Source organism: Paraburkholderia guartelaensis (genome assembly GCF_004353905.1).
Taxonomy (GTDB): Bacteria; Pseudomonadota; Gammaproteobacteria; order Burkholderiales; family Burkholderiaceae; genus Paraburkholderia; species Paraburkholderia guartelaensis.
This window is the reverse complement of record NZ_SMOD01000003.1, coordinates 71,074-97,640: the sequence shown is the minus strand read 5'-3', so window position 1 is coordinate 97,640 and position 26,567 is coordinate 71,074. Positions and strand designations below refer to the sequence as shown.

Sequence of the window (26,567 nt, the reverse complement as noted above, 5' to 3'; positions counted from 1 at the left end):
CTGGATGCCTGGAGCGAGCCAGGTTCGCAGGGGGCGTGAACGTTGTCGAGAAAGCGATGCCATGCGGAGATCGCGAGGCACGTCAACGCATCTGATCAAACATAGTTTCGAATTCCATCCGATACCGCCGTGCAAGCGCGGACGCGGTCTCGCGCAGGGAGTCGTAGTCGGTCACCAGTGCGTTGGCAATCGCATCGGCGAGATTGCCCGGATTCACAGCGCCGGCGAGACCTGCTGCTTCCCATGTCCGCACATAGGCCGCATGCTTGCTTGCCTCGAAAGAATGATCAGGATGACTGATATTGATGCGAGGGAGCGCGTACGCCATCGCAACGATGCGACCGTGCAGGCTGCTGCCGCAATAAATGCGGCTTCCAGCGATCAGCGCGCAGATGTCCCAGATGTTCAGCGAAGCAAACACGCGAACGTGAGTCGCGCGTAATCGAGCCGCGAGCCGCTCGTACACCGCCAGGTCATCATGCCAGGGAGCGGCGCCCGCGCGAAACAGCACAATACCCAGGCCGTGCGCCTTCGCCGCGAGTTCGAGTTGGGTGGCTAGCGTATCGAGCGTCGCATCGTCGCCGAAGTCAGCGCTGAATTGCACGGCCGCATAACCATGCTGGAACGCGTGACGCACGTCGCGCAGCGCGCCATTGGTGGCGTGCCGGCGTATTGCCGTGCCGAACAGCGCTGCCGTCATCGTGGCGGGGTCCGGTATCAGACGGGCTTCGATGCCCCGTTGCGCGAGCAGCGCCTGGGTTCGTCTGTCACGCACGCTCACCGCATCCGCGGATTGCAGTGCCGCGAGCACGTCGTCGCCCAATTGTGCGTTGCGCGCATCCAGATCGACACCCCCTACCGCGTTGAACGAGAGATGCTTCACGCGCACGCCCGGCAACGCGGACTTTGACAGCACATACGGCGCGAGTGAAGCCACGCCAACCTGCTTTTGCGCCCACGCGCGCCCGTCGCGCAGCCAATCACCCTCAGTGGCAATGAGCGCCGGCACGTGCTGCGGCGGTGCAAGCATTACGGCGGCCTCCCACGCATTGCAGGTCAGCAACTCGCCGCCTGCGTGAATCACGTTCACGGGCCGGTCGCGCGCGAATGCGGCGATACGCGCAAGCGCGACGGTGCCTGGCCCGCCATCGCCATGCGGATCGCGCGCGGCGAGCCCGGCGAACAGCAGTTCGCGGCATGGCAGCATGCGCGCCGCCAGCTGCGCGATTAGCAGGTCGCCGAAGTTGTGCCGGTCGAACGCGCCGAAGATCACCGTGGGCGTGGAAGCCATGCGTGCCTCAGGTCGTGCTGCTGTTCAATATCCGCCAATCCCATGCTTTTTCGATCGATACGGCGCCGCAGCATAAAGGGGCCGCAAGTCGGGTCGCAACATGTCACTCGCCATACTGACATAAGGAAACCTTAAGCATTCTCGGTGAAACTGTCGGCCTTGCCGACGTGTTTTCCCTGTGTATGAGAACGGTCTACTCCGAACTGAAGAGCGCGCGCCTGCGCCCGACGTCCAGCCGCGTGGCCGTGCTGAAGGTCTTTCATGATGCGCCGCACGAGCATCTGACCGCCGACCAGGTCTTTCGCCGCATTGCGAAAGATGTGGAGCAATGCAGCCTGGCGAGCGTCTATCGCGCGCTTGCACAACTGATGGAATCGTCCCTGCTCGATAGCACGTGGGTTGGCGAAACACGCGTGGTGTACGAGCTTGGGCGTGGCCAGCCGCACGCACACCTCGTGTGCGAGAGCTGCAAGACCGTAGTGGATATCGACGAGCCCGCGCTGCAGGAACAGCACGCCGCCATCGCGGCGGCGAAGCGCTTTCGCTATACGCATTCGAGTCTCGTCGTTTTCGGGCTTTGCGCTCAGTGCGCCGCGGCGTCATCGTGAATGGGCGCATGACCGGCGCAAGGTTCAGAGCGTAACGACGACCTTCCCGAACTGCTCGTTCGACTCCAGATAGCGGTGTGCCTCGACGATCTCTTCAAAAGGGAACGTCCTGGCTATGACGGGCCGTAGTGCGCCCGCTGCCAGGCCGTCCAGAATGAAGGCTTTGGCGCGCCCCAACCAGTCAGGATTGCAAATTACCTCATGAACGAGGTAGCCACGCAGCGTCAGCGTTTTGCTCAACACCGCTGGCAAGGGGAAGGGCGTGGACTCTCCGCTCAGGCCGCCGTACTCGACCAATATGCCGCCGCGCGACATCGACGCCGTGAGCGGCTCGAACAATGAACCGCCAATTGCGTCGAGCACGACGCGCGCCCCCTCGTTTCCCGTGATGTCAGCGATCCGGGCGGCCACGTCTTCTTCGCGGGTGGCGATCACGTGAGCGGCGCCGGCGTCGAGCAAGGCGCGCCGCTTGGCAGAGGTCCGCGTGATGGCGACCGGCGTCGCGCCGATGTGGTTCGCGATCTGGATCGCCGCCAGTCCAACGCTGCTCGATGCTGCCGTGATCGCCACGAATTCGCCGCGTTGAAGCCCGGCGATTTCCACGAGCGCGCCATAAGCAGTGAGATACGCCATCCAGAGCGCCGCAGCCTGTTCCCAGCCCAATGAAGGCGGATGGCGCACCACGAATTGCGCGGGGAAATTCACGCGCTCGCCATGAACGGGCCAACGCGCCATCGAGATCGGCGGAATGACGCTTACCGCGTCGCCCGGTGCGAGCGACGTTACGCCTTCGCCAACGGCCTCTACGACGCCAGCCGCCTCCAGTCCGATCCCCGACGGCAACGCGGGCGTTTCGATATACATGCCCGCGCGCATGAGTGCTTCCGCCCGATTCATTCCGAGCGCCTTGACCCGTATCGCGACCTCGCCGGGGCCGGGCGGCGCAAGCTCGACCTCCTCGATGCGCAGTACCTCCGGGCCGCCATGCCGATGAAAGCGAACGACGCGTGTCATATGGCCACTCCTGAATGATTGGAACGAATCCACTGTATCTACACGAAAATCGGCGATAAATTGCGGATTCGCATCGACACTCGTAACGGATCGTTTCGAATATGGACCGCTTGACCAGCATGCAGGTGTTCGTGAAAGCCGTGGATCTGGGGTCGTTTGCGGCGGCTGCCGAGGCGCTGGACCTTTCCGCGCCGATGGTTGGCAAACATGTGCAATGGCTCGAAGCGCGTCTTGGCGTGCGGCTCATCAACCGGACCACGCGACGCCAGAGCGTGACCGAGTTCGGCCGCGCCTACTACGAGCGCTGCAAGCTGATCCTCGCGGAAGCCGATGCCGCCGACGCGCTCGCTGCCGACCAGCTAGGCGAGCCGCGCGGGCGCTTGCGCATCACCATGCCGGTGCATTTCGGGCGGCATTGCGCGATGCCCGTGCTCATGCGTTTCGCGCGCCGCTATCCGGGTATCGAACTCGATCTTTCGATGAACGATCGCTTCGTCGATCTGGCCGACGATGGTTACGACCTCGCGATCCGCACCGGAGCGCTGGAGGACAGCGCCGACCTCGTCGCGCGCCGCGTGGCGCGGCAGCGCATGACGGTGTGCGCGTCGCCGAAATGGCTTGCGGCGCATGGGAGGCCCGACACGCTCGACGATCTCGCCCAGCATGAAGCGATCATGTATCGCCGCTCGGGCCGTGTGCCGCCGTGGCGCTTTACTGCTGAAGCCGAGGGCGGGCCGCCCGTCGAGATCACACCGCCCAACCGCTTTCGTCTCGACGATCTCGCCGCGATCGCCGACGCCGTCGCGGCGGGAGAGGGGCTCGGATGGCTGCCGTTCTGGCTCGTGCGCGAGCGGGTTCGCGAAGGCGCACTGGAGGAGTTGTTGCCTGCGCAACGGGGTTTTCTCTACGACGCCTACGCGATATGGCTGCGCACGCCGCACGTGCCGATGCGCGTGCGGCTGGCCGTGGAGGAACTGGCGCAGGCGTTGCCGGAGATGATGGAGTGATGAGGCGCGAGTCGCTCTAGTTTTTATCCGCGAGCGCGATCGTCGCTTGCGCGATGCCGACGTCGAACTTCATCCGTCTTCCTTACTATTCGAGGATGCGTACATTGCCCGATTTTATCGAGCAGTCGTTCGCCGAGGCCGGCCTCCTGAAGGCTCGGCAGCGCCTTTGCGCTTATCTGCTTCGTGATTCCTCGCGCAAGCAGCTTGAGCGCAGCGCCGCGCCATACCGGCTAACATGACACTCCGCCTGCAGTCTCGCGCTGACTCGCAACGACCTGCGCGGCGAACTAACCGGAATACAGGAGCGAAACAAAATGCATTTCCGCAAGACGATGTTGGCCGTAGCGGCATTCAGCGCCGTGCTGGCCAGTGCCAGCGCGAACGCCCAGATCGCGGGCGCGCAGCCCTTGAGCGTGTCGGTCGAGCAGTCGCAGGCGCTGCTCGAAGGCTGGAGCGTGAAGAAGAGCGTACTCGGCAAGCCCGTTTATAACGACGACAACGTGAAGATCGGCACCGTGCGCGACCTGATCGTGGCGCCGGACGGTTCGGTTTCCGCGGCCATCGTTTCGGCGGGCGGTTTCCTCGGCGTCGGCTCGCATGACGTGGCCGTGCCCATCGCTTCGCTCGACGTGCGCCAGGGCAATCTCTATCTGCCCGGCGCAACCAAGGAAGCGCTGAAGGCCACGCCCGCGTTCCAGTACGCGAAGGTCGAATCGCCGCCGAAGCCGAAGAAGGTCGACAAGCAGCAGTAAGCCTCAGTCATCGCGTTTCAGCAGCCGCACTTCCAGTCCGGCTGCTGCAACGCCATGCCGTGCAGGCCACGATATTCGGCGACAGGCGGCGAAGACCAGCCCTCCAGCAACGCGGGCGCCAGCCGGTAGATCTCAATGCCGAGCGGCCGGCAGACTTCCAGCGGGTCACGTGCATCGGGTCCCCACATCGGCAGCGAAAGGTCGCCGCCGGGGCAGGTCGAAAGCGCGCACAACAGGTCGATCTCGGCGAAAAACTCGAGGTAGTCGCCTTTCTTCGCCGGGCAGGCCTTCATGAAGTACTTGTCCTCGAGATTCAGTCCGGTGCACTGGAACACGTTGAGCACGTCGTGCACGTCGTATTCGGTGAGGCCGTAGGGCGCGATGGCGCGCGTGAGGTTCGAGTGGCAGTGGAAATGAAAGTCCTCGCCGGTCAGCATGCGGTTCACGTAGGGGTCGCACCGCGTGCCGAGCAGGTCGTGAACGCGCCCGCCATGTTCGTCCACTCCGTAATCGGCGAGGCTGTCGTCCGTGATGGTGACGAGCGGGCGCAGGAAGGGCAGCGTGGACCACAGGCGGTCGAAGGTACTCACGTGCGCCTGCTGGAGCTGGCGTGTGCGCGAAGCCCACATGCGTTCGCGCGGATCGTGCCGGTTCCATAGATTGAGGTCGGCCACCTGCGGGCCTTCGATCGTCACGATGCGGAACACGTGTCCCGCGGGTACGCTCCAGGCTTGCCCCGAGCGTATCGGCACGACGATCGATTCGATTAGCTCGCGCTGATCCTTCTCTTCGGCGATGCGGCGGTAAAAGGGCTTGTTCACGTCGAGCGCGGAGCCCTTGGTCGACTGGTAGGCGGCGGGATAGTTCAGCATTGCCTCGTACTCCTGTATGAACGACCTGCGCCCGCGTTTGCGATGCCGATGGTGTAAGGCGAAGCTTTCGCGGGATGTCTGCAGGGGAGTATAGGAATCGTGCAACGGTAAGCCAAAGGCTGTTCAACGATCGGAAGGTTGGGGATTCGTGGTCCTTTTTGTGTGTTCGGGCCTCCCCGCGTGCACGACGCCTTCGTGTACAGTTCGCTTACTCCATGACCGCGGCGCCCGACTGTCCAGCGCCAGCAGCCCAACGAGACGCGACGGTACATGATCAGACTGGAAGACCTCGTCATCTTTATCAGTGCGGCGGACAACGGGAGCCTCTCGGCCGCCGCACGCCAACTCGATCTCACGCCCGCGGTGACGAGCGCGGGCCTCAAGCGCCTCGAAACCGAACTCGGCACGCGCCTGCTCGCACGCTCCACGCGCAGCCTGCGCCTCACGCCGGACGGCGAGCGCTACCTCGAATACGCGCGCGGCGTCATGGAGCAGGTGGAGGCGGGCCAGAACGCCGTGGCGCATGGGCGCAAGATGATCGGCGGCACGGTGTCGCTGTCGATTCCCTCCGACCTGGGGCGCAACGTGCTCGCGCCGTGGCTCGACGACTTTCAGGCGCAGCATCCTGACGTGTCGTTCCAGGTTCACATCGGCGACCACGTGACCGATATGTTCCGGTCGCCGGTTGCCGTGGCGGTGCGCTACGGCGTGCCCGAAGACTCCTCGCTCGTGGCGCTGCCGCTCGCGCCCGACAACCGGCGTGTGCTGTGCGCCGCGCCCGGCTATTTCGCGCGTCACGGTAAACCCGCGACGCCCGCCGATCTCTCGCGCCACAACTGCCTGCGTTTCGCCCTGAGCGACACGTTGCACGATCGCTGGACCTTCCACCGCGGCGACGAAGCGAGCGTCGTGAACGTGCACGGCAACCGCAGCAGCGACGACGGCGAACTCGTGCGCCGCTGGGCCGTGGCGGGGCATGGCCTGGCCTACAAGTCGCGTCTGGACGTGCTCGCCGATATCAAGGCGGGCCGCCTCGAAACCGCGCTCGATGCGTTTCAGGGCGAAGGCGCCCCGCTGCATCTCGTGTGTGCGCACCGCACGATGCTCTCGCCGACCGTCAACGCACTGCGCGATTGGCTGCGCGATCGCATCGCCGCGTTTCTTGCCTGACGCGTGATTGCGCAGTAGGTCCGCCGCCCGGCCCGACCGCCATCGGGGCCGGCCTGCATTCGTCTTTCCCGCCGCCTCCGCCGCTCGATCGCGCACTTGATCTTCAAAACAGCTTTGAAGCTGAATTCGCCGTTTGCCGCTATGCGCGCCGGGCGCGCTGGCCGATTATTCGTACGAACACGAACGGCACGGAGGCTCGGATGATCGTCGCGATAGGCCGCTTTTACCTGCGAGCCGACAAGATTTCGCATTTCGAGGCGGCCTGGCTGCGCGTATGCCCGCTGCTCACGAACAAGCCGGGCTATCGCGGGCACCGCCTCGGTCCGCAGTGCGAAGACGAGGGCTGCTACGTGCTGGAAGTGGAATGGGACTGCCTCGACGCGCAAAGCGCGTTCATGATGCACGGCGATTTCCAGACCTTCCTGCACGCGCTGTGGCCGTATTTCTCTGCGGACCCCGACCTCTATCACTTCGAGCCGCACGTTCAAGAAAGCCGGTTTTCCGCAATTTGACTATCAGGAGGTATTCACGATGAAAGCGATTGGTTATTACCGCAATCTCCCCATCAGCGACCCCGAATCGCTGATCGACCTCGAACTCCCCGACCCGCAACCGGGCCCGCGCGATCTGCTCGTTGAAGTGCACGCGGTGTCGGTCAACCCGGTCGACGTGAAGGTGCGCGCGAACATGGCGCCCGAAAGCGGCGAGCCGAAAGTAATCGGCTGGGACGCGAGCGGCGTCGTGCGCGCCGTGGGCCGGGACGTGACGCTCTTCAAGCCGGGCGACCGCGTGTGGTATGCGGGCTCGCTGTTGCGCGCGGGTACCAACAGCGAGTTGCACGTGGTGGACGAGCGCATCGTGGGCCACATGCCGCAAAGCCTGAACTTCGCCGAGGCCGCCGCGTTGCCGCTCACCTCCATCACGGCGTGGGAGTTGCTGTTCGACCGCCTCAAGGTGCCCGAGGGCACGGCGTCGTCCGGCGACTCGCTGCTCGTGATCGGCGCGGCAGGCGGCGTGGGCTCGATTCTCGTGCAGTTGGCACGCAAGCTCACGGGCCTCACGGTGATCGGCACGGCGTCGCGGCCCGAAACGTCGAAGTGGGTGAGCGAACTGGGCGCGCATCACGTCATCGATCATACGAAGCCGCTCTCGCAGGAACTCAAGCGTATCGGCATGGAAGGCGTGGACTATATCGCGAGCCTGAACCAGACCGACCGTCACTTCGACGAGATCGTCGCCTCGATCAATCCGCAGGGACATCTCGCGCTGATCGACGATCCGGAGCTGTTCGACTTCCGCAAGCTCAAGAGGAAGAGCGTGGCCCTGCATTGGGAGTTCATGTTCACGCGCTCGATGTTCGGGACGAAAGATCAGATTCGCCAGCATGAGCTGCTCGACCGCATGGCCTCGCTCATCGACGAGGGCGTGCTGCGCACGACCCTCAACGAGAGCTTCGGGACCATCAATGCGGCGAACCTGCGCCGGGCGCACGAGCTCGTGGAAACCAACCGCTCGCGCGGCAAGCTCGTGCTCGAAGGGTTTTAAGAGCGACGTTCGTTATCCAGTCGCGCGGTCGAACACGCAATCGGCCGTGCTCACGAGCTTCACGAAGGGGCCGCTCAGGGTGCGGTTATGGTGCTCGATAATCGACTCGGCGCTCAGCACGGGCGTATCCATGGTCGTGTGAGCGTCGGCGACGAGCAGCGCCTGAAAGCCCAGGTCGCCCGCGGCGCGGCAGGTGGAGTCCACGCAGTACTCCGTCTGCATGCCCGCGATGACGAGTTCGCCCACGTTGGCCTGCGCGAGCCGGTGTGCGAGATCGGTGCCGATAAAGCAACTGGGCCGGCTCTTCTCGAACACACCGTCGATCTCCGCGTCGATAGCGAGCGCCGGCAGCAATTGCGTGAGCGGACTGCCCGGCTCGATGGGCGATCCCGGCGGCCCGACGTGACGCGCGGCGAAGACCGGCGTGCGAGCCTTGCGTGCCTCGGCGATCAGCTGCCGGATATTGGCGAGCACGCGCTCGCCCTCGAACGGCGTATTGGGGCCGTTGAACAAGCCTTCCTGCATATCGATGATGAGAAGGGCGCGAGCGAGGCTTGGCATGATGGTTCTCCGGTAGTTGCGCCCGCAACGCACGGAGAAACGACAAGGCCCCGTCCATTGCTGGCGGGGCCTTGTGATCGATACGAAATCTAACGTGCGCGCACCGAACTCACGACCCGCCGGGAGCGGTCGTGGTAGTCGTCGTGGTGAGCATGTGCGCGGTCATAAAGGCGATCATGCAGGAGGCGGTTTAGGGCGTCAACTGTGTTGTGTTCGTTGTCTGCACACTTACGGGTCTGTGCAATCCGAATGACAAAGGCCTTTCGATCCGGTAAATGCGCCGCGTGTATGTGCGGTAGCGCACATACACGTCGATCCTGTGCGTCGGGCGTAAGATGGTCTCGCCTACCATGCGGTGAGTCGCGAGCGATGGAGGTCAGGCAATGGACGACCGATATCTGAATAGCTGGTCGCGCCGCAGAATACTGCGTGCCGGAGGATTCAGCGCGCTAGGCGTGCTTGCGGGGGCAATGTTCGGCGAATCGCGGGTGTCGTTTGCCGAGCCGCTGAGCGGACCGGTGCCCGTTGTCGATCGGGTATCGGTTCGCGTCGTCACCGACTCGTCGTATTCCGCGCTGGAGAGCAGCCGCCGCATCGGCAATGTCGACGTGCAGCGCTTTGGCCTTGCGCTCGGAGAGGATCACCCGCCTCGCCTTGCGATCGAGAACGAGTGGGGGCTCTCGCTGCATGTCGAGTCCGCGCGGGCGGACCAGATCAGGCAAATCCTGATCGACTTCGGCTACACGTCCGAGACGTTGAACAATAACGTAGCACTCTTGAAGATCGACCCGGCGCAACTCGATGCGTTGTTGCTGACACACGGCCACTACGACCACTTTGGCGGCATGGTCGGCTTTCTCCAGGCAAACCAGGGCAAGCTGAAAGCGAAGCTGCCCATTTACCTGGGAGGCGAGGAATGTTTCTGCACACGCGAAATCGGTGTGCGTCAGTTCGGTTCGCTCGACCGGCAAGCCATGCGCGACGCCAATCTGAACATCGTCTTCGCCGAGCATCCGGCCGTCGTGGCGGGTCACGCGTTCACCACGGGCTGGATTCCCCAGACCACATTCGAAAAGCCGCTCAATCCGAGCAATATGACCGTAGGCATCCACAATGGCGTGGGCTGTGCCGCGGACAAACTACCGGCGGCCAAGCAAAACGCGACGACGATTCCCGACGACTTCCAGCATGAGCACGGCACTGCCTATGTGGTGAAGGACAGGGGTCTCGTGGTGTTGACTTCATGCGCGCACCGGGGCGTGCTCAATACCGTCAAGACGGCGATGAAAGTGTCGGGCGTCGACCACGTGCACGCGATCCTCGGCGGCTTTCATCTAGCGCCGCAGCCGCCGGAGTATCAGCAGGCCACTGTGAACGCGCTCAAGGAAATCGACCCGGACTACATCGTTCCGATGCATTGTTCCGGTGAAGTGTTCTACGCGATGGTGACTCAGGCCATGCCGGGAAAGGTGCTGTGGTCATCTACCGGCACACGCTTTACCTTCGGCACTTGATAAGCGATGAGGAAGCGCCAGGGCGGGTAGGCTGCTCGACGGCACACCACGCCGTCGAGCTCGAGCGTGTCAGCGCGCAGTTTCGGGGCGCTTCCAATGCGCGTTGGCGTGCTTGTCCGTGATGCGGACCTTGGCCAGCAGCGGCTTATAGCCTCTCAGAACGATCTCGCTGATCGCGAGAAGCTCGGAGCGAAAGACGTTCTCGGCGAATTTGCTGCCGTCCGCGAACTCCAGGGCGTAGCCATCGATTGGCCCCCATTGGCCTCTCGGTAACGGTTCGATATACACGTCCATCATCAGTCTCCATTGATTAACAAGCGATAAGAAGCGTCATTGGATTCAGTCTATCGCAGTGAAAGACGACTTCCCTGCAGCTTTGCGGCGCTGCAATTTCCTTGTTGTTCAATGGCTTACGTGATGTCTTTCACGATAAGAGAAGGTGTCCTTCCATGTGCAATTGCGGGCCCGCATTCGAACATGCGAAATTTGCACACACCGGGCGCGCATTGCACGATATGAAAGCGCGAGCGTGCATTCACTCCTCGTCGCGCTGCGCCGGTTCGCCGAGATCGATCTCGTCCATGCCCTTGTTCAGCTGATTCAGGAAGTGCACGAGCGAAACCTTGTCGTCGAAGCGAAAGCTCGCGAGCGCCTGGCGATAGAACTCGTAGATCTTCGGCTGCAGGCTCTCCCAGAACACCTTGCCCTGGTCCGTGAGCACGACCTTTTTCGCACGCCGGTCTACGGTATCGGCCACGCGCAGCACGTGCTCGTCGCGCTCCAGGCGCTTGAGCACGCCGTCGAGACTCTGGCGGCTCACCACGAGATAGTCGGCCAGTTCGGAAAACGACATGCCCTCCGCAACCTGCGGTCGTGATAGCGCGCCGAGCACCGACCACTGGACGGTCGTGATGCCGAGCGCCTTGGTCGTCTGCCGGTCGAGCGTGTTGCCGGCCTGGAACAGGCGGAAGAACAAGCGGTTGTGAATCGACGAGACGGATTGATCGTACGAAGGGTCGTTCTGGGTCATGGGCGCCTTTCGGCCGCCGCGCGAGTGCGGCTGGCAATGAGACAAATACCTGATACGAAAATAGTGAAGGGAAGTGGGCGCGCCGTCCATCTGGGCAATACCCCTCCTCGTGCCCTCAATATATATCATGATGTTGACGTAATTAGGGGCCTCGCCTAGAGTGTGGAAACGACGCACGAGAATATCCAGAGACATCCCCATGGCGACCTACGACCGGATTTTGACCCCGCTTCGCGTTGGCGCGACGCTGCTGCCCAACCGGATGGTGATGGGCGCGATGCATACGCGGCTCGAAACGCTCGACCGTCCGCACGAGCGCCTTGCCGCGTTCTATGCGGCGCGCGCGGCCGGCGAGATCGGGCTGATTCTGAGCGGCGGGTTCTCGCCGAACGCCGAAGGCGTGATGGAGCCGGGAGGTCCGCTCTTCAATCGCGCGGAGCAGATCGACGAGCATCGCGCGGTGACGCGCGCGGTTCACGAGGCGGGCGGAAAGATCGTGCTGCAGGTCTTGCACGCGGGCCGCTATGCGAAGGTGCCGGAGTGCGTGGGGCCCACGGCCGCCAAGGCGAGAATCAACGCGTTCGCGCCACGGGCGCTCAGCACTCAGGAAGTGCGCGCCACCATCGACGATTTCGCCCGCACGGCGGCGCTGGCGGTTCAGGCCGGCTACGACGGCGTGGAGATCATGGGCTCGGAAGGCTATCTCATCAACGAGTTCACGGCCGCCGTCACCAACGCGCGCGACGACGAATACGGCGGCAGCTTCGCAGGCCGCATCCGCTTTGCGCTCGATATCGTGCGCGCCGTGCGTGCGGAAATGGGCCGCGAGCCGATGCTGATCTACCGCATCTCGTCGATCGATCTCGTGGAAGGCGGCATGAACGGCGCCGAGATCGCGGCGTTCGCGAAGGAGATCGAAGCGGCCGGCGCGGACCTCATCAACACGGGCGTGGGCTGGCACGAATCGGCGGTCCCGACCATCGCGGCGTGCGTGCCGCGCGCGGCCTGGCGCGACGCGATTCGCAACGTCAAAGAGGCGGTGTCGATTCCGGTGGTGGCGTCGAACCGCATCAACACGCCTGAAGTCGCGGAGGAACTGATCGCCTCGGGTGTGGCCGACCTCGTTTCGATGGCGCGCCCGCTGCTTGCCGATCCGGACTTCGCGAAGAAGGCGCGGCTTGGCGTGGCCGACGAAATCAACACGTGCATCGGCTGCAATCAGGCCTGCCTCGACCGCATCTTCACGGAACGCACGGCCACTTGCCTCGTCAATCCGCGCGCCGGGCGCGAGATCGAATTCGCTGCGGGCAAGGCTTTGCAGCCCAAACGCATCGCGGTCGTGGGCGGCGGGCCGGCCGGCATGGCGTTCGCGATCAACGCCGCCGAACGTGGCCATACGCTCACGCTGTTCGAAGCGCATGCGCGGCTGGGCGGCCAACTGAATCTTGCGAAGGTCGTGCCCGGCAAAGCCGAGTTTCACGAGATGCTGCGCTATTTCGAGGTGCGGCTCAAGCGGCTTGGCGTGACGTTGCGGCTTGGGCAAGCTGCAACGGCCGATGAACTCGCCAGCGAGGCGTTCGACGAGATCGTCATCGCCACAGGCGTCACGCCGCGCGTGCCCGATATCGTGGGCGTCGATCATCCGAAGGCGGTGTCGTACATCGATGTGCTCGCGGGCAAGGTCGAAGTGGGCGCGCGCGTGGCGATCATCGGCGCGGGCGGTATCGGTTTCGACGTGGCCGAGTATCTGCTGGGCGACGCGCAGGAATCGCTGGACCGTGGCGTGTTTTTCCGCGCGTGGGGCGTCGATCCCGCGAATGCGGATGCGGGCGGGTTACTGCGTAGCGACGCTCATGGCGGCCCACGCCGTAGCGTTCACATGTTTCAGCGTAAGGAGGAACCGCTCGGCAGGGGTCTCGGCAAATCGACGGGATGGATCTTGAAGGCCCGGTTGCGCAAGGCGCGCGTGATGATGACTTCAGGCGTGACCTATGACGCAATCGACGATGAAGGCTTGCATTATCGAGTCGATGGCAAGCCGCATGTGCTCGCCGTCGACCATGTCGTGCTGTGCGCAGGGCAGAATTCGAACCGTACGCTTTACGATGAACTCGTTGCGCGAGCAGCGAAACCTAAGGTGATTGGCGGCGCCGACGTCGCCGCCGAACTCGATGCGTTGCGTGCCATCGATCAGGCCACGCGGCTCGCGATGACGATGTGACGTCGCCGCTGACACACACCCTGGCGCACGCGCTGGTTACGAATACGCCCTGTCCGTGAGCGGCGCGCTCTTGCGCGCGTCACGAATGAAAATTGCCGAGAGCGCCGCGCCCGTGAGCGCAACCACACCGGCCAGCACGAACGCCGTGGCGAACGAGCCGCTGCGCTCCACCAGAAAGCCCGTCACTGCCGGCCCGATCACGCCCGAAAGGCTACCCACGCAGTGCATGCAGCCGCTCACGCTGCCCACCCTGGCGGAATGCACGACGTCCTGCACGATCGCCCAGTACAGCGCACCCGTCACATAGAGCAAGCAGAGCGCAATGGACATCAGCGCGATGGCCGCGACAGCCGTATGCACTAGGCCGGCAACGCCCACGCACACGCCCGTCGCCGCGAGGCAGGTGGAAAGGACAATCTTGCGTGAGAGCATGAGCTTGCCGGTCCAGCGGAAGATCGCATCGGAGATCGCGCCGCCCGCCGCGAGGCCAACGGTGCCCACGAGCCACGGCACGACGGTGGCGAGACTCATCTCGCGAATGTTGAGGTGATGCGCCTGCACGAGGTAGCTCGGGAACCAGCTCAGAAAGAAGAACAGCACGTAGTTATAAGCAAAGAACGCCACGGCCGTCGCGATCACGAGCGGCTGGCGCAGCAATGCCGAGAGCGGCAAAGAGGCGGCGCTGTCGGGCACCGTGTGGGCCGTGTGGGCAATGCTCGGTCCCCGCCGCGCGGGTTCGGCTTCGTCGAGCGTGCTGACAAAGCGGCTTTCCGAAGGACGGTCGGCGGTGAGCAGCATCCACGCGACGCACCATACGAGGCCAATCGCGCAGATGATCCAGAACGCAGGGCGCCAACCGAAGCTGACCGCGAGCAGCCCGATGACCGGGCCGGCAATCGCGCCGCCGAGCGGCGAGCCGGCGCTCAGGAATCCCATGGAAGTCGCGGCGATGTCGTGCGGCATCCAGTTGTTGACCATCTTGTTCGCGCCTGCGCAGAGCGGCCCTTCGGCCATGCCGAACAGCACGCGCAGCACGAGCAGGCTCGCGAAGCCCACGGCCACGGCCGTCAGCCCGCAGAAGATCGACCACAGCCCGACCGCGAGGACATACACGATCTTCGGCCCGAGCCGGTCGCTCGCGATGCCGCCCACGAAATTGAACAGCGCATAGCCGACGAAGAAGCTGCTGAACACGATGCCCATTTGCGCCGCATCGATGCCGAGGTCCTTTTGCACGAGCGGTGCCGTGATAGAGAGCGCCACCCGGTCGAGGTAGTTGATGCCGTAGACGAGGAATAACAGGAATACGGTTATCCATCCCATCGTGCGTTGCTTCATGTTCTGTCTCCAGTCTTTATAGATATGAGCATGCGTGCGGCTTCAGGCCGGCGCGGGGCAGGCCAGCAGCGCGTTCGTGCCATGCCGGCGCAGCGCTTGCAGATGCCCGGCAAGGCGCTCGGCGAACGCCTGCGGCCAGGGCGTTGCGCCAAATACGCTCGTGTGTGAGAGCGCAGCTTGCACGGTGTCGAGCGCCGTGCTCGCGCCGCGCAGCTTCGCGGCGAGCGCGGGGGCGCCCGGGTCGCTCACGACCAGCGACGCGCCCGCGTCGCTGCGTTCGGTCGCGAGGTAGTGCAGCCAGGCGGCGAGCGCGCGTTCGAGATGGGGACGCTCGATACCGCGCGCGAGGCTCTCGCGCAACGCGGGTAGCCAGCGCACCGGCACTTTCTGCGTGCCGTCCGTCGCGATCTGGCTGGTACGGTGCGCAAGCGTCGGGTTGGCAAAGCGCGCCAGCAGATCCTGGCAGTACGAATCAACGCCGAAGCCGGGCGGGACCGTCACGGTGGCGAGCAGGTCCTCGATCATCAGCGCGCGCACGAAGGCGGCCATCGAGGGATCGCCCATCGCATCGGAAACGGTTTCGCGCCCGCGCAACTGGCCCACGTATGCAATCGCCGAATGCGAGCCGTTCAGGAGGCGCAGTTTCATGGCCTCATACGGGTGCACATCGCGCGTGAGCAGCGCGCCCGCGTCTTCCCACGCGGGGCGCGGGCCGCTGAAGCGGTCTTCGATGACCCATTGCGTGAACGGCTCGCATACGATCGCGGCTTCGTCGCGCAGGCCGAGTTGCGCGGCGGCTGCATCGAGCGACGCGCGCGTGGCGGCCGGCACGATGCGATCGACCATCGTGTTGGGAAACGCGATCGTCTCGCCGATGCGGCGCGCGAGCGCCGGGTCGAACTGCTCCGCATACTGGATCAGCAGCTTGCGCAGCGTGTCGCCGTTGGCCTGCATGTTGTCGCAGCAGACCACGGTGAGCGGCGCGCTGGCCGGGCGGCTGCGAATGCCCGCGGCGAGCACGCCAAGCGTGGTGCGCGGCGCATCGGGTGTCATGAGGTCGTGGCGGATGCCTGGGTCGGCGGCGTCCAGCTCGGCGCTGGCGGGCGCGATGCTGTATCCCTTCTCGGTCACGGTCAGGCTCACGATGGCGACACCGGGGTCCGCAATCGCGCCGAGCACCCGGTCCATCGCCTCAGGCGCGTAAAGCGCGCCGCGCAGCGCGCCGACCACGCGGCTCGCCGCCGTCTCGCCGTTGCGCTCTGTCACCGAATAGAGGTAGTCCTGGGCGGCCAGCGCCTGCGGCACGCGCCGCTCGCGCAGGCTCACGCCGACGATGCCACAGCGTATGTCGCCGCGCTCGAGCAGCGTTTCCGTATAGAGCGCCTGGTGCGCGCGATGAAACGCACCCAGCCCGAGATGGACGATGCCGGGGCGCACGCGCTGGCGGTCGTACCCCGGTTGGCGCACAGTCGTCGCGGCGTTAGTTAGTGAGCGCTCACACAGAAGGGGTGCTGTCATTGCTTGTACCATGGTACGAATGCGAATGACTGAAGCTTAGTCCGATGCGTTATCTCGTTTTATCGGGGTTAACGCTACGCAGTGGCCGCAAAGCGTATTTGCTACCATGGTACAAACAGTCACCGTTACCGACATGAGCCAGACCGTCATCGAACCGCAAGAGGACACCATCCTCGCCGCACTGAGCGGATTCGTCGCCAATCCCGACGCTTCTTATCGCCCACAGGTGCATGCCTTCCTGCGCGACGCCATCGTGCGCGGCACGCTGCCGCCGCGCGCAAGCCTTTCCGAAGCCGCGATTGCCGAAGCGCTGCAGGTGAGCCGCACGCCGGTGCGCGAAGCGCTTGCGCAGCTCGCCGACGAACATCTCGTGAACATCTACCGCAAGGTCGGCACGATCGTCGCGCCGATCTCCGTGTCGCAGCTCGAAGAGGGACGCTTCGCGCGCAGCACGCTCGAATGCGCGAACCACGTGCAGCTGGCCCAGACCATCACGCCCGACCAGCTCTCGGAGTTCGGCCGGATCGTCGATGACCAGCGCGATGCCGTCGAGCGCGGCGACGTCGATCGCTTTTTCGATCTCGACGAGCTGATGCACCGGCGCCTCTTCGAATTCGCGGGCCGCTCGCATGTGTGGGAAATGCTGCAGCCGATGAAGCGCCAGTTCGACCGCGTGCGCTGGCTGCTGCTCGACCGCGTGGCGGACCATGCGCAGCGCGCGCTGCGCGAACACGAGTTGATCCTCGCGCATATCGCCTCGCGCAACTTCGCGCAACTGGGCGCGACGGTGGCGAGCCATATCGACCGCGTGGGCTCGCATCTGCCGGAAGTGCAGGCGCGCGTGCCCGACTATTTCGTCGAATGAAAGAGAGTGGAGACAGCAATTGAAGATTGAACGGTTGCAGACGATCGTCACCTGCCCCGGCCGCAATTTCGTGACAGTGAAGATCGTGACCGACGAAGGCGTGTACGGTCTCGGCGACGCGACGCTCAACGGCCGCGAACTGGCCGTGCGCGCGTACCTCGAAGATCACGTGTTTCCGTGCCTCGTGGGCCGCGATCCGCGCAATATCGAGGACATCTGGCAATACCTCTATCGCGGTGCGTACTGGCGTCGCGGCCCGGTCACGATGACGGCGATCGCCGCGATCGACATGGCGCTCTGGGATATCAAGGGCAAGCTGGCGAACATGCCCGTGTATCAGCTGCTGGGCGGCAAGAGCCGCGAAGGGCTGATGGTCTACGGTCACGCAAACGGGCGCGACCACGAAGAAGCTATCGACGCGGTGCGCCAGCACGTGGAGGAGGGCTACCAGGCAATCCGGGTGCAGTCGGGCGTGCCCGGTCTCGACAAGGTGTATGGCGTGGGCAAGGTCAAGGGTGAGTACGAGCCCGCCCAGAAGGGGCTGCCGCCCGAGGAACCGTGGGACACGGCGCTCTATCTGCGCCATACGCCTGAACTCTTTCGCAAGGTGCGCGAGGCCGTGGGCTTCGGCCCGCATCTGCTGCACGACGCGCACCACCGCCTCACGCCGATCGAGGCCGCGCGCCTGGGCCGCGACCTGGAGCCGTATCGCCTCTTCTGGCTGGAGGACGCGACACCGGCCGAGAACCAGGAGAGTTTCCGCCTGATCCGCAGCCATACGAGCACGCCGCTCGCCGTGGGCGAGGTGTTCAACTCGATCTGGGACTGCAAGGACCTGATACGCGAACAGCTCATCGACTATATCCGCGCGACCATCGTGCACGCGGGCGGCATAACGCATATGCGCCGCATCGCTGATTACGCGGCCATGTACCAGGTGCGCACGGGCTTTCATGGCGCAACCGACCTTTCGCCGGTCTGCATGGCCGCCGCCGTGAACTTCGGCCTGTGGGCGCCGAACTTCGGCATTCAGGAACTGATGCCGCACAACGCGCTCACGAATGCGGTGTTCCCGCATCAGTACCGCTTCGAGAACGGCTTCCTCGTGATGGACGACGCGCCGGGGCTCGGCGTGGACATCGACGAGACGCTGGCCGCGAAGTATCCCTATGAACGTGCCTATCTGCCGGTCGCCCGTCTGCGCGACGGGTCGATGTGGAACTGGTAAGCATATCTGATCAAATAGACATGGAAGCGTCTGCTATGTTGAGCGTCGTGGTCGATCGACCGAACAGCCTCGCCGTGCGCGAGATGCCGAAGCCCACGCCCGCAGCGGGAGAAGTGCGCGTGCGGGTGCGTTATGCGGGCATTTGCGGCTCGGACCTGCACATCTATCGCGGGCACAATCCGTTCGTGTCGTATCCGCGCATCATCGGCCACGAGTTCGTGGGCCGCATCGAGTCCGTGGGCGAGGGTGTCGATGCCGCGCGCGTGGGCGAACTCGTGGCCGTCGATCCCGTCATTAGCTGCGGGCGTTGCCACGCGTGCCAGATCGGGCGGCAGAACGTGTGCCGTAATCTCGTCGTGCTGGGCGTGCATCGCGACGGCGGTTTCAGCGAGTATGTGTGTGCGCCCGCGCGCAACGCGTACCGCATTCCCGAGCGTATTGCGCAATCGTGCGCGGCTATTGTCGAGCCGTTTGCCGTGGCAGCGAACGTCACGGCGCGTACCGGCGTGCTGGAAAGCGACGTTGCGTTGATATACGGCGCGGGCACCGTGGGGCTAACGATCCTCCAGGTGCTCAAGCGCGTGTACGGCGTGCGTGCCTTCATTACGGATCAGCTCGACGAGCGGCTCGAACTCGCGCGCTGCTGCGGGGCGCAAGCCGACGAGACCATCAACACGCGCAACGAGCCGCTTGCCGACGCGCTGCGCGCGCGTGGAGTGGAAGACGGCCCAACGCTGATTTTCGACGCGGTGGGCCATCCGTCCATTCTCGAAGAAGCGGTGCGGCTAGCAGCGCCTGCGGGACGTATCGGGCTGCTCGGCTTTTCGTCGACGCCTTCGGCCATCGCGCAGCAGGAGCTGACGAAAAAGGAACTCACGTTGTGTGCTTCGCGCCTGAACTGCGCGATGTTCCCGACCGTGATCGATTGGCTGGAGCGCGGGCTCGTCACGCCGGAATCGATCATCACGCACAAGGTGGATTTTCGCGAGGTGAGCAGCGCGTTCGAGCTGGCGGAGCACAATCCGCGCGAAGCTTGCAAGGTGTTGCTCGACTTCGGCGCGTAAAATGCGGGGCATTCGTGCAATGGAATCTCACCGCGCATGCTTCCTCGAATACTCGTTAGCGCTTGCCTGCTTGGCCGTCCGGTTCGATACGACGGCTCGGCGAAAACCGTTGCGCATGCACTGATCGAGCAGTGGCAGCGCGAGGGGCGGCTCGTGCCCGTATGCCCTGAAGTCTCAGGCGGGTTCGGCGTGCCGCGGCCACCGGCGGAGATCGCAAACGCCGCTTCGGGCGCCGCGGTGCTGGCGGGGATCGCACACGTGATCGATGCGCGCGGCGAGGACGTCTCCACGCACTTCGTCGAAGGCGCACGCGTTGCGCTCGAACTGGCGTTAGCCCACGACTGCCGCTATGCGTTGCTGGCCGATGGCAGCCCTTCGTGCGGTAGCCGTGCCATTTACGACGGCAGCTTCGGGGGCCGCAAACATGCGGGCGCAGGGGTGACGACTGCGTTGCTGCGCCAGCACGGCATCGAGGTCTTCGCGGAATCGGAAATCGAAGCGCTTCACGCGCGACTCACTCAAGTCGGCGCGTAAAACGACGACCGCGCGTCACGCTTCCTCGCCGCTGCCGGCTTCCTTCACGATCCATTGTTTGAACGCGCGCATGGCGGGCGTCGCCGTTTTCCCCTTTTGCGACGTGAGCCAATAGCTGCCCGCCTGCACCTCGATATCGAAGGGCCGCACGAGCCTGCCCGCCGCGAGATCGCGCTCGAACATCGAAACCGGGGCGAGCGCGATGCCCGCGCCCTGCATCGCCGCTTCCACCATGAGCCGCGACGAATCGAATACAGGCCCGCGCACGGGGCGCGGTGCGAGCCCGGCGGCTTCGAACCAGAGCGTCCAGTCGTCGGCTCGATACGAGCGCAGCAGTTTTTCGTTGGCGAGATCGGCAGGGCTCTGCAGACGCTGCGCGATATCGGGCGTGCAGAGCGCGGCGAGCGGCGCGTCGAACAGCTTCGCAGCGCGCGAACCGGGCCAGGTGCCGTCGCCGAAGCGAATGGCGAAGTCGAGACCTTCGCCCGCGAGATCGACGAGATTGTTGTTCGTCATGATGCGCAGCTCGACGAACGGATGCGCGTCGTGAAACGACTTCAGGCGCGGCATCAACCATCCCACCGCGAAGGTGCCCACGGCGCCCACCGTCAGCACCTCGTGAAAGTGGCCGCCCTCGAATTGCCGCAACACGGCTTCGATACGGTCGAACGCATCCGTAAGCACGGGGCGCAGCGCGAGACCTTCGTCGGTGATTGCAAGGCCGCGCGGCAGACGTTTGAAGAGGGTCGCACCAAGCCGCTCCTCGAGCGTGCGGACTTGCTGGCTCACGGCCGCCTGAGTGACGTTCAGCTCGCTCGCCGCGCGTGTGAAGCTCAGGTGCCGCGCCGACGTTTCGAAGGCGCGCAAGGCATTGAGGGGCAGATACGTTCGCATGATCGATCCATAAGTTTTTCTGGGGCACCGCGCAATTTATCATCGTTTGTCACCTCGTGGAGAACACGCGATAGTGGCGGCACTTCAAGGAGAGGCCATGATCACGCGACGTAGATTCACGATGACGGTGTTGGGCAGTGCGATAGCTGGCGTTGCATCTCAGGCATTCGGTGCGACGGCGGGACAGGCGCCGGAAGCGGGCGCGGCGCCCGTTGACGCAGTGGAAAAGCAGCTCGCCGCCATCGAGGCGCAGGCAGGCGGACGGCTCGGTGTGGCGATGCTCGACACGGCGAACGGGCACGTGCGCGGATGGCGCATGCACGAGCGCTTTCCGATGTGCAGCACGTTCAAGGTCTTGCTCGCATCGGCCGTGTTGACGCGCAAGGATCACGGTAAGGAAGACCTCGCGCGCAAGATCGTGTATTCGACTGCGCAAGTCGTGTCGTATTCGCCCGTGAGCGGACCGCGCGCGGGCAGTGGGGACAATGCGGGCATGACGGTCGCCGAGCTGTGCGAAGCCGCGCTTACGCGGAGCGACAACACGGCGGCCAACCTGCTGCTGGAGAGCATTGGCGGGCCGCCCGCGATTACGGCCTTCGCACGCAGCATTGGCGATCCGGTCACGCGCCTCGACCGCAACGAGACCACGCTCAACGAAGCGATCCCAGGCGACCCGCGCGATACGACCATGCCCGCCGCGATGGTCGCGAACCTGCGCGAATTGCTGCTGGGCGAGCGTCTTTCCGCGGCATCGCGCGAGCAGCTTATTGCATGGCTCGTCGCCAACAAGACTGGCGACGCGCGTTTGCGCGCAGGCTTGCCGAAGGACTGGCGCGTGGGCGACAAGACCGGCACCGGCGACCATGGCACGGCAAACGATGTGGCAATTGTCTGGCCCACGGGACGCGCCCCCATTCTCGTCACGACGTATCTCACAGGCGCAATGCACGCGAGTTCGGCTCAGCGCGATGCGGCGATCGCGCGGGTCGGAGTATGGATGGCGAGTCTCTGACGAAATTGATACGGCATCCTAATCGTATGAGAAGAGACCGATCGTTCGCTTGCCGTTCTCTTTCCTTACGCGCTGTTATATTTGCAACATTGACTTAATTTTCTGGCGTCGATGTCGTCAATAGGGATGACCTCTCACTACGGCGTCCCCCATGTCATTCCTTACCAGAATCAAGATCGGTCCGCGTCTCGGCGCGGGCTTTGCCATTGTGTTGCTCCTGCTTGGCGCAGTGGGCGGGATCGGTCTCCTTCAGGCGTCGCGCATATTCGACGGTACGGAGGAAATCGGCACGAACTGGCTGCCTAGCGTCGAGACGCTAGGCAATATGCGCAATCAGGCGCAGGACGTGCGTCGCACGTCGCTGCGCATGCTGATCACCAGCGACGCCAGCGAGAAGGCCACGCTGCACGACCAGCACGCCCAGATGATCGGCCAGTTCGGCACGTTGTTCGACAGCTATTCGAAGCTGGTGTCGTCGGCCGAAGAGCGCCGCCTGTTCGATTCGATCGGCACGGCATGGTCGCAATATCTGGACGACGACAAGAAGATCGAGGCTCTCGTCATGTCCGCCGATGGCGGATCGCCCGATGCCCGCGCTGCGGTTTCGTCCGCATCGGCGAAGTCGTTCACGGCCGTCATGGATCTCATCAACCAGGACGTGACCCTCAATCACAACGGCTCGACCGCAGAAGTCGCCACGGCGAAGGCGGCGTACCACAGCGCCTTCGCCTGGACCATCGCGCTGATCGTGATCGCCATTGGCTTTGGTGCCACGATTGCGCTCTTCATCACGCGTTCGATCACGCGGCCGATCGCTCGGGCCGTGGACGTGGCCGAAACGGTGGCGCGCGGCGATCTGACCGCACGCATCGACGTCGAGGGCACCGACGAGGCGGCACAGTTGCTCGGCGCGCTGCGTCACATGAACGAGCGGCTCGTCGACCTCGTGGGCCGCGTGCGCACGGGCAGCGAAGGCATTGCGACGGCTTCCGCGCAGATCGCGGCCGGCAACACCGACCTGAGCCAGCGCACCGAAGAGCAGGCCGCTTCGCTCGAAGAGACGGCGGCGAGCATGGAAGAGCTGACGGCGACCGTCAAGCAGAACGCCGACAACGCGACCCAGGGCAACACGCTGGCGGGCCAGGCTTCGCAAACGGCCACGCGCGGCGGCGAAGTGGTGGGCCGCGTGGTCGATACGATGCGCGATATCGCAAACAGCTCCGAGCAGGTCGCGCAGATCATCTCGGTGATCGAGGGCATTGCATTCCAGACCAACATCCTGGCGCTCAACGCGGCCGTGGAAGCGGCGCGTGCGGGCGAACAGGGCCGCGGCTTCGCGGTGGTGGCCGGCGAAGTACGCACGCTCGCGCAGCGCAGCGCGACGGCGGCGCGCGAAATCAAGGAACTGATCAGCGTATCGGTCGAGCGCGTGAATAACGGCACGGCGCTTGTGGACGACGCGGGCCGCACGATGGGTGAGATCGTGCAATCAGTCAGGCGCGTTGCCGACCTGATGAACGAGATTTCGGCGGCCTCGGGCGAGCAGCGCACCGGCATCGAGCAGGTCAACCAGGCCGTCACGCAGATGGACGAGGTCACGCAGCAGAACGCGGCGCTCGTCGAGGAAGCGTCGGCGGCGGCGCAGTCGATGTCCTCGCAGGCAGCCGCGTTGCGCGAGCTGGTGTCGGTGTTCAACATCGGTTCGGCGGGCCGTGCGGCAACGACGAGCATCGCGCCGGCGGCAAAGGCCGTTGCAAGCGCAACGGTCAAGCGTCCCGCAGCTTCGAGGCCAGCGCCCGTGCGTGCCCCCGCTGCGCCCGCTCCGAAGGCGGATCGCCGCGAACCGGCGACGACCGCGTCCGATGACGACTGGCAGACCTTCTGATGTAACTCGCTCAAAGCACAGTTCGAACGCCCCGGTTAGCGGTACAACCGGGGCGTTTGCATTTTTGACGCGGCTAACGGCGCATCAAAGCACGCCAAGCGTGGACTTCGGTTCCAGAAACGCTTCGATCCCGAACGCACCATACTCGCGCCCGATCCCCGATTGCTTGAAGCCGCCGAACGGCGCGGCCGGCTCATGGGCGAGCGTGTTGACGAGCACGCGGCCTGCTTCGATCTGCGCGGCCACGCCTCGCGCGCGCGCCATATCGGGCGAAAGCACGTAGGCTTGCAGGCCATAGGGCGTATCGTTGGCGATCTCGATGGCATGCTCCGTGTCGCGATACGCGATGATCGAAAGCACCGGCCCAAAAATCTCTTCGCGCGCGATTGCCATGTCGTTCGTTACGTCGCTGAACACAGTGGGACGGACGAACCAGCCCGACTCGATACCCTCGGGCCGCCCCTCGCCGCCCGCAATCAGACGTGCGCCTTCGTCGATGCCGATGCGGATATAGCGCTGCACGCGTTCCCATTGCTTCTGGCTCACCATCGGGCCGACGCTCGTGCGCGTGTCGCGCGGATCGCCCGCCTGAATCTGCGCCACGGCTTCCACGGCACGCGCTTCGAATTCGCCGAGCCGCGACTGCGGCACCAGAATGCGTGTACCCGCAATGCACGCCTGCCCGCTGTTCATAAAGCCAGCCTGCAGCGCGAGCGGCACGGCTTCGTCGAAATTCGCGTCGTCGAGCACGATGACCGGCGACTTGCCGCCCAGTTCGAGCGTCACGCGCTTGAGCGTCTCCGCCGCCGTGCGCAGGATCGACTTGCCCACTGCGGTCGAGCCCGTGAACGAGATCTTGGCGACGTCGGGATGCCCGGTGATGCGCGCGCCCACGGTGTCGCCGCGGCCCGTGACGATGTTGAAGAGGCCCGCAGGCAGGCCCGCCGAATGCAGCGCCTCGGTCACGATGCGCGTCTGGATCGCGCTCATCTCGCTCGGCTTGATGACGGCCGTGCAACCCGCCGCGAGCGCGGCTGCGAGTTTGCCGCAGATGAAGCCCGCGTCGCTGTTCCATGGCGTAATCAGCCCCGCCACGCCAAGCGGCTGCATGGTCACCTCAGCCGTGCCTGCGCGCCGTATGAACGTGTAGCCTTCGAGCGCCTTCGCTGCGTCGCCCAGCACGTTGGAGGCGTGCTGCGCCATCCAGCGGCCGCGCGAGACCGGCGCGCCGTACTCTTGCACGATCGCTTCGAAGAGTGCGTCCTCGCGCGCGACGACGGCCTCGTGCAGCGCCATCAGCATCTCGATGCGCTGCGCTTTCGAGGTGCGAGAAAGCGCCGGGAACGCGCGCTTCGCGGCGGCGATGGCCGCGTCCGCGTCCGCCGCGTCGGCGAGGCGCACGCGGCCGATTACGGCCTCGGTCGCGGGGTTGAAGAGGTCGAAGTACTCCTCGCCGTGCGGCGTGACGAACGCGCCGTCGATATAGATCTTGTCGATGATTTGCATGGCTGCTCCGGAAAATGTGAGTCGATGAAGGCAAGATAGACGCCTGGCATTGCGTTGACTAGCCGTACAATGGCGCATGACATGTTGAGCGATCTGGGATAATGAAAACATCGGGCCTGGTGGAACTCGAAGCTGTGCTGGCCGTGGCGCGCCATCGCAGCTTCCGCGCGGCGGCGGATGAGCTGAGCGTATCGACCTCGGCGCTCAGCCACGCGGTGGCGGCGCTCGAAGCGCGCATCGGCGTGCGGCTCTTCAACCGCACGACGCGCAGCGTGGCGTTGACGGAAGCGGGCGCGCAGTTCGTGGGCAGCGTCGCGCCCGCGTTGTCCACGATCCGCGAGGCGCTCGACCAGGCGGGGAGCTTTCGCGATACGCCCTCCGGCACGTTGCGCATCAATGCTTCGGTGGGGGCGGCGAAACAGGTCATGCCCGTTTTCATCGCTTATCTGCAGCGCTATCCCGAGATGAAGCTCGATCTCGTCACGGAAGGCCGGCTCATCGACATCGTCGTCGAAGGCTACGACGCGGGCATTCGCCTCGCCGAAACGGTGCCGCAGGACATGATCGCCGTGCCTTTCGGCGATCGTCAGCGTTTCGCTGTAGTTGGCAGTCCGGAATACTTTTCGAAGCACAAGCCGCCGCGCACGCCAGCCGACCTCAAGTCGCACCGCTGCATACGCAGCCGCATGCCGAGCGGGCAAATCTACCAGTGGGAGTTCGAGCGGCGCGGGCAGGCCGTGCGCGTGGACGTGGCGGGCGCGTTGACGCTCGACGAGCCCGGCCTCATGCTCGCGGCCGCGCGCGACGGACTCGGCCTCGCGTATTTGACCGAATGGAACGTGAACGCGGACCTGGAGGCGGGCACGCTCGTGCGCGTGCTGGAGGACTGGACGCCGCCGCTCGACGGACTCTGCCTCTATTACCCCGGGCGGCGCCACGCGCCGGCGGGATTGCGCGCGCTGATCGAGACGATTCGCGAACACGCCGACGCCATGCGCGAGCGTGCTGCCGCGCCCGCGAAAAAGAGCCGGCGCGGGGCTGCCACCAAGGGCTGATCCTGCCGCACGCGATCATCGCCGGTTCCGATTGCGACTATCGTGGATTCCCGTTTCCGTTGCGGGCGGTGCGAACGCAATAC

At 64.7% G+C, this 26,567-nt stretch carries 25 protein-coding genes; 15 read left to right on the top strand and 10 right to left on the bottom strand.

Annotated elements, in window-relative coordinates; all coding sequences use genetic code 11:
• Nucleotides 1-82 precede the first annotated feature (82 nt).
• Nucleotides 83-1,291, bottom strand: coding sequence for a polysaccharide pyruvyl transferase family protein (locus E1N52_RS04925; protein WP_133180729.1), 1,209 nt, complete (start codon nt 1,289-1,291; stop codon nt 83-85).
• Between the two features lie 182 nt (nt 1,292-1,473).
• Here E1N52_RS04925 and E1N52_RS04920 point away from each other — a divergent pair, with 182 nt between their 5' ends.
• Nucleotides 1,474-1,899 (top strand): Fur family transcriptional regulator, encoded by a 426-nt coding sequence (locus E1N52_RS04920; RefSeq protein ID WP_133180727.1) that lies wholly within the window; start codon nt 1,474-1,476, stop codon nt 1,897-1,899.
• 24 nt (nt 1,900-1,923) lie between these two features.
• Here the strand turns inward: E1N52_RS04920 and E1N52_RS04915 are convergent, their stop codons facing one another.
• A complete protein-coding gene (locus E1N52_RS04915) occupies nt 1,924-2,913 on the bottom strand; it encodes a zinc-dependent alcohol dehydrogenase family protein (RefSeq protein ID WP_133180725.1) in 990 nt (329 codons plus the stop codon).
• Between the two features lie 101 nt (nt 2,914-3,014).
• Between E1N52_RS04915 and E1N52_RS04910 the strand changes: the two genes are divergently transcribed.
• Together E1N52_RS04910 and E1N52_RS04905 are read left to right on the top strand one after the other, a co-directional pair.
• Nucleotides 3,015-3,920, top strand: coding sequence for a LysR family transcriptional regulator (locus E1N52_RS04910; RefSeq protein ID WP_133180724.1), 906 nt, complete (start codon nt 3,015-3,017; stop codon nt 3,918-3,920).
• A 314-nt stretch (nt 3,921-4,234) separates the two neighbouring features.
• Nucleotides 4,235-4,672: a PRC-barrel domain-containing protein gene (locus E1N52_RS04905; protein WP_133180722.1), complete on the top strand. Its 438-nt coding sequence runs from the start codon at nt 4,235-4,237 to the stop codon at nt 4,670-4,672.
• Nucleotides 4,673-4,689: 17 nt separating this feature from the next.
• On the opposite strand, the gene E1N52_RS04900 is transcribed toward E1N52_RS04905, so the two are convergent.
• Nucleotides 4,690-5,544, bottom strand: a complete 855-nt coding sequence (locus E1N52_RS04900; protein WP_133180720.1) for an urea carboxylase-associated family protein — start codon at nt 5,542-5,544, stop codon at nt 4,690-4,692.
• A gap of 270 nt (nt 5,545-5,814) precedes the next feature.
• On the opposite strand from E1N52_RS04900, the gene E1N52_RS04895 reads away from it, so the two are divergent.
• The 3 genes from E1N52_RS04895 (at nt 5,815) to E1N52_RS04885 (ending at nt 8,259) form a co-directional block, all read left to right on the top strand.
• On the top strand, nt 5,815-6,714 hold the full coding sequence (locus tag E1N52_RS04895) for a LysR family transcriptional regulator (protein WP_133180718.1): 900 nt from the start codon (nt 5,815-5,817) through the stop codon (nt 6,712-6,714).
• Between the two features lie 200 nt (nt 6,715-6,914).
• Nucleotides 6,915-7,226: an antibiotic biosynthesis monooxygenase family protein gene (locus tag E1N52_RS04890; RefSeq protein WP_133180716.1), complete on the top strand. Its 312-nt coding sequence runs from the start codon at nt 6,915-6,917 to the stop codon at nt 7,224-7,226.
• A gap of 19 nt (nt 7,227-7,245) precedes the next feature.
• Nucleotides 7,246-8,259 (top strand): zinc-binding alcohol dehydrogenase family protein, encoded by a 1,014-nt coding sequence (locus E1N52_RS04885; RefSeq protein ID WP_133180714.1) that lies wholly within the window; start codon nt 7,246-7,248, stop codon nt 8,257-8,259.
• Between the two features lie 12 nt (nt 8,260-8,271).
• Here the strand turns inward: E1N52_RS04885 and E1N52_RS04880 are convergent, their stop codons facing one another.
• Entirely contained in the window at nt 8,272-8,820 is a 549-nt protein-coding gene (locus E1N52_RS04880; protein WP_133180712.1) for a cysteine hydrolase family protein, read from the bottom strand.
• A 383-nt stretch (nt 8,821-9,203) separates the two neighbouring features.
• On the opposite strand from E1N52_RS04880, the gene E1N52_RS04875 reads away from it, so the two are divergent.
• Entirely contained in the window at nt 9,204-10,334 is a 1,131-nt protein-coding gene (locus E1N52_RS04875; protein WP_133180710.1) for an MBL fold metallo-hydrolase, read from the top strand.
• A gap of 69 nt (nt 10,335-10,403) precedes the next feature.
• Here E1N52_RS04875 and E1N52_RS04870 read toward each other — a convergent pair whose 3' ends face one another.
• Nucleotides 10,404-10,631 carry a hypothetical protein gene (locus E1N52_RS04870; protein ID WP_133180708.1) on the bottom strand — a complete coding sequence of 76 codons (228 nt, stop codon included), beginning with the start codon at nt 10,629-10,631 and terminating at the stop codon, nt 10,404-10,406.
• Nucleotides 10,632-10,869: 238 nt separating this feature from the next.
• Nucleotides 10,870-11,364: a MarR family winged helix-turn-helix transcriptional regulator gene (locus E1N52_RS04865; RefSeq protein WP_133180707.1), complete on the bottom strand. Its 495-nt coding sequence runs from the start codon at nt 11,362-11,364 to the stop codon at nt 10,870-10,872.
• A gap of 199 nt (nt 11,365-11,563) precedes the next feature.
• Here E1N52_RS04865 and E1N52_RS04860 point away from each other — a divergent pair, with 199 nt between their 5' ends.
• Nucleotides 11,564-13,585 (top strand): oxidoreductase, encoded by a 2,022-nt coding sequence (locus tag E1N52_RS04860; protein ID WP_133180705.1) that lies wholly within the window; start codon nt 11,564-11,566, stop codon nt 13,583-13,585.
• 36 nt (nt 13,586-13,621) lie between these two features.
• Here the strand turns inward: E1N52_RS04860 and E1N52_RS04855 are convergent, their stop codons facing one another.
• The gene (locus tag E1N52_RS04855) at nt 13,622-14,923 is read right to left on the bottom strand and encodes an MFS transporter (RefSeq protein ID WP_133180703.1); all 1,302 of its coding nucleotides are present in this window, start codon (nt 14,921-14,923) and stop codon (nt 13,622-13,624) included.
• A gap of 42 nt (nt 14,924-14,965) precedes the next feature.
• Entirely contained in the window at nt 14,966-16,453 is a 1,488-nt protein-coding gene (locus E1N52_RS04850) for a mannitol dehydrogenase family protein (protein ID WP_425468001.1), read from the bottom strand.
• 121 nt (nt 16,454-16,574) lie between these two features.
• Between E1N52_RS04850 and E1N52_RS04845 the strand changes: the two genes are divergently transcribed.
• From E1N52_RS04845 to E1N52_RS04830, 4 genes are read left to right on the top strand one after another with little or no spacing between them, the layout of a single operon-like run.
• Nucleotides 16,575-17,306 (top strand): GntR family transcriptional regulator, encoded by a 732-nt coding sequence (locus E1N52_RS04845; protein ID WP_133180699.1) that lies wholly within the window; start codon nt 16,575-16,577, stop codon nt 17,304-17,306.
• 19 nt (nt 17,307-17,325) lie between these two features.
• Nucleotides 17,326-18,534, top strand: a complete 1,209-nt coding sequence (manD, locus tag E1N52_RS04840) for a D-mannonate dehydratase ManD (RefSeq protein ID WP_133180697.1) — start codon at nt 17,326-17,328, stop codon at nt 18,532-18,534.
• Between the two features lie 35 nt (nt 18,535-18,569).
• A complete protein-coding gene (locus tag E1N52_RS04835) occupies nt 18,570-19,598 on the top strand; it encodes a Zn-dependent oxidoreductase (protein WP_133181192.1) in 1,029 nt (342 codons plus the stop codon).
• Between the two features lie 36 nt (nt 19,599-19,634).
• On the top strand, nt 19,635-20,132 hold the full coding sequence (locus E1N52_RS04830) for a 2-thiouracil desulfurase family protein (protein ID WP_133180695.1): 498 nt from the start codon (nt 19,635-19,637) through the stop codon (nt 20,130-20,132).
• Between the two features lie 15 nt (nt 20,133-20,147).
• Here E1N52_RS04830 and E1N52_RS04825 read toward each other — a convergent pair whose 3' ends face one another.
• Nucleotides 20,148-21,026, bottom strand: coding sequence for a LysR family transcriptional regulator (locus E1N52_RS04825; protein WP_133180693.1), 879 nt, complete (start codon nt 21,024-21,026; stop codon nt 20,148-20,150).
• Nucleotides 21,027-21,147: 121 nt separating this feature from the next.
• On the opposite strand from E1N52_RS04825, the gene bla reads away from it, so the two are divergent.
• On the top strand, nt 21,148-22,038 hold the full coding sequence (gene bla / locus E1N52_RS04820; RefSeq protein WP_425468005.1) for a class A beta-lactamase: 891 nt from the start codon (nt 21,148-21,150) through the stop codon (nt 22,036-22,038).
• 151 nt (nt 22,039-22,189) lie between these two features.
• Nucleotides 22,190-23,923: a methyl-accepting chemotaxis protein gene (locus tag E1N52_RS04815; protein WP_133180689.1), complete on the top strand. Its 1,734-nt coding sequence runs from the start codon at nt 22,190-22,192 to the stop codon at nt 23,921-23,923.
• 84 nt (nt 23,924-24,007) lie between these two features.
• Here E1N52_RS04815 and E1N52_RS04810 read toward each other — a convergent pair whose 3' ends face one another.
• Nucleotides 24,008-25,429 (bottom strand): aldehyde dehydrogenase family protein, encoded by a 1,422-nt coding sequence (locus tag E1N52_RS04810; RefSeq protein WP_133180687.1) that lies wholly within the window; start codon nt 25,427-25,429, stop codon nt 24,008-24,010.
• Nucleotides 25,430-25,530: 101 nt separating this feature from the next.
• Here E1N52_RS04810 and E1N52_RS04805 point away from each other — a divergent pair, with 101 nt between their 5' ends.
• On the top strand, nt 25,531-26,484 hold the full coding sequence (locus tag E1N52_RS04805; protein ID WP_133180685.1) for a LysR family transcriptional regulator: 954 nt from the start codon (nt 25,531-25,533) through the stop codon (nt 26,482-26,484).
• Nucleotides 26,485-26,567: the final 83 nt, after the last annotated feature.

What these genes read in the sequence shown, in the direction of transcription:
- E1N52_RS04925 (WP_133180729.1), bottom strand. Translation starts at nt 1,291, where the DNA reads ATGGCTTCCACGCCCACGGTGATCTTCGGCGCGTTCGACCGGCACAAC.
- E1N52_RS04920 (WP_133180727.1), top strand. Translation starts at nt 1,474, where the DNA reads ATGAGAACGGTCTACTCCGAACTGAAGAGCGCGCGCCTGCGCCCGACG.
- E1N52_RS04915 (WP_133180725.1), bottom strand. Translation starts at nt 2,913, where the DNA reads ATGACACGCGTCGTTCGCTTTCATCGGCATGGCGGCCCGGAGGTACTG.
- E1N52_RS04910 (WP_133180724.1), top strand. Translation starts at nt 3,015, where the DNA reads ATGGACCGCTTGACCAGCATGCAGGTGTTCGTGAAAGCCGTGGATCTG.
- E1N52_RS04905 (WP_133180722.1), top strand. Translation starts at nt 4,235, where the DNA reads ATGCATTTCCGCAAGACGATGTTGGCCGTAGCGGCATTCAGCGCCGTG.
- E1N52_RS04900 (WP_133180720.1), bottom strand. Translation starts at nt 5,544, where the DNA reads ATGCTGAACTATCCCGCCGCCTACCAGTCGACCAAGGGCTCCGCGCTC.
- E1N52_RS04895 (WP_133180718.1), top strand. Translation starts at nt 5,815, where the DNA reads ATGATCAGACTGGAAGACCTCGTCATCTTTATCAGTGCGGCGGACAAC.
- E1N52_RS04890 (WP_133180716.1), top strand. Translation starts at nt 6,915, where the DNA reads ATGATCGTCGCGATAGGCCGCTTTTACCTGCGAGCCGACAAGATTTCG.
- E1N52_RS04885 (WP_133180714.1), top strand. Translation starts at nt 7,246, where the DNA reads ATGAAAGCGATTGGTTATTACCGCAATCTCCCCATCAGCGACCCCGAA.
- E1N52_RS04880 (WP_133180712.1), bottom strand. Translation starts at nt 8,820, where the DNA reads ATGCCAAGCCTCGCTCGCGCCCTTCTCATCATCGATATGCAGGAAGGC.
- E1N52_RS04875 (WP_133180710.1), top strand. Translation starts at nt 9,204, where the DNA reads ATGGACGACCGATATCTGAATAGCTGGTCGCGCCGCAGAATACTGCGT.
- E1N52_RS04870 (WP_133180708.1), bottom strand. Translation starts at nt 10,631, where the DNA reads ATGATGGACGTGTATATCGAACCGTTACCGAGAGGCCAATGGGGGCCA.
- E1N52_RS04865 (WP_133180707.1), bottom strand. Translation starts at nt 11,364, where the DNA reads ATGACCCAGAACGACCCTTCGTACGATCAATCCGTCTCGTCGATTCAC.
- E1N52_RS04860 (WP_133180705.1), top strand. Translation starts at nt 11,564, where the DNA reads ATGGCGACCTACGACCGGATTTTGACCCCGCTTCGCGTTGGCGCGACG.
- E1N52_RS04855 (WP_133180703.1), bottom strand. Translation starts at nt 14,923, where the DNA reads ATGAAGCAACGCACGATGGGATGGATAACCGTATTCCTGTTATTCCTC.
- E1N52_RS04850 (WP_425468001.1), bottom strand. Translation starts at nt 16,453, where the DNA reads ATGGTACAAGCAATGACAGCACCCCTTCTGTGTGAGCGCTCACTAACT.
- E1N52_RS04845 (WP_133180699.1), top strand. Translation starts at nt 16,575, where the DNA reads ATGAGCCAGACCGTCATCGAACCGCAAGAGGACACCATCCTCGCCGCA.
- E1N52_RS04835 (WP_133181192.1), top strand. Translation starts at nt 18,570, where the DNA reads ATGTTGAGCGTCGTGGTCGATCGACCGAACAGCCTCGCCGTGCGCGAG.
- E1N52_RS04830 (WP_133180695.1), top strand. Translation starts at nt 19,635, where the DNA reads ATGCTTCCTCGAATACTCGTTAGCGCTTGCCTGCTTGGCCGTCCGGTT.
- E1N52_RS04825 (WP_133180693.1), bottom strand. Translation starts at nt 21,026, where the DNA reads ATGCGAACGTATCTGCCCCTCAATGCCTTGCGCGCCTTCGAAACGTCG.
- bla (WP_425468005.1), top strand. Translation starts at nt 21,148, where the DNA reads ATGACGGTGTTGGGCAGTGCGATAGCTGGCGTTGCATCTCAGGCATTC.
- E1N52_RS04815 (WP_133180689.1), top strand. Translation starts at nt 22,190, where the DNA reads ATGTCATTCCTTACCAGAATCAAGATCGGTCCGCGTCTCGGCGCGGGC.
- E1N52_RS04810 (WP_133180687.1), bottom strand. Translation starts at nt 25,429, where the DNA reads ATGCAAATCATCGACAAGATCTATATCGACGGCGCGTTCGTCACGCCG.
- E1N52_RS04805 (WP_133180685.1), top strand. Translation starts at nt 25,531, where the DNA reads ATGAAAACATCGGGCCTGGTGGAACTCGAAGCTGTGCTGGCCGTGGCG.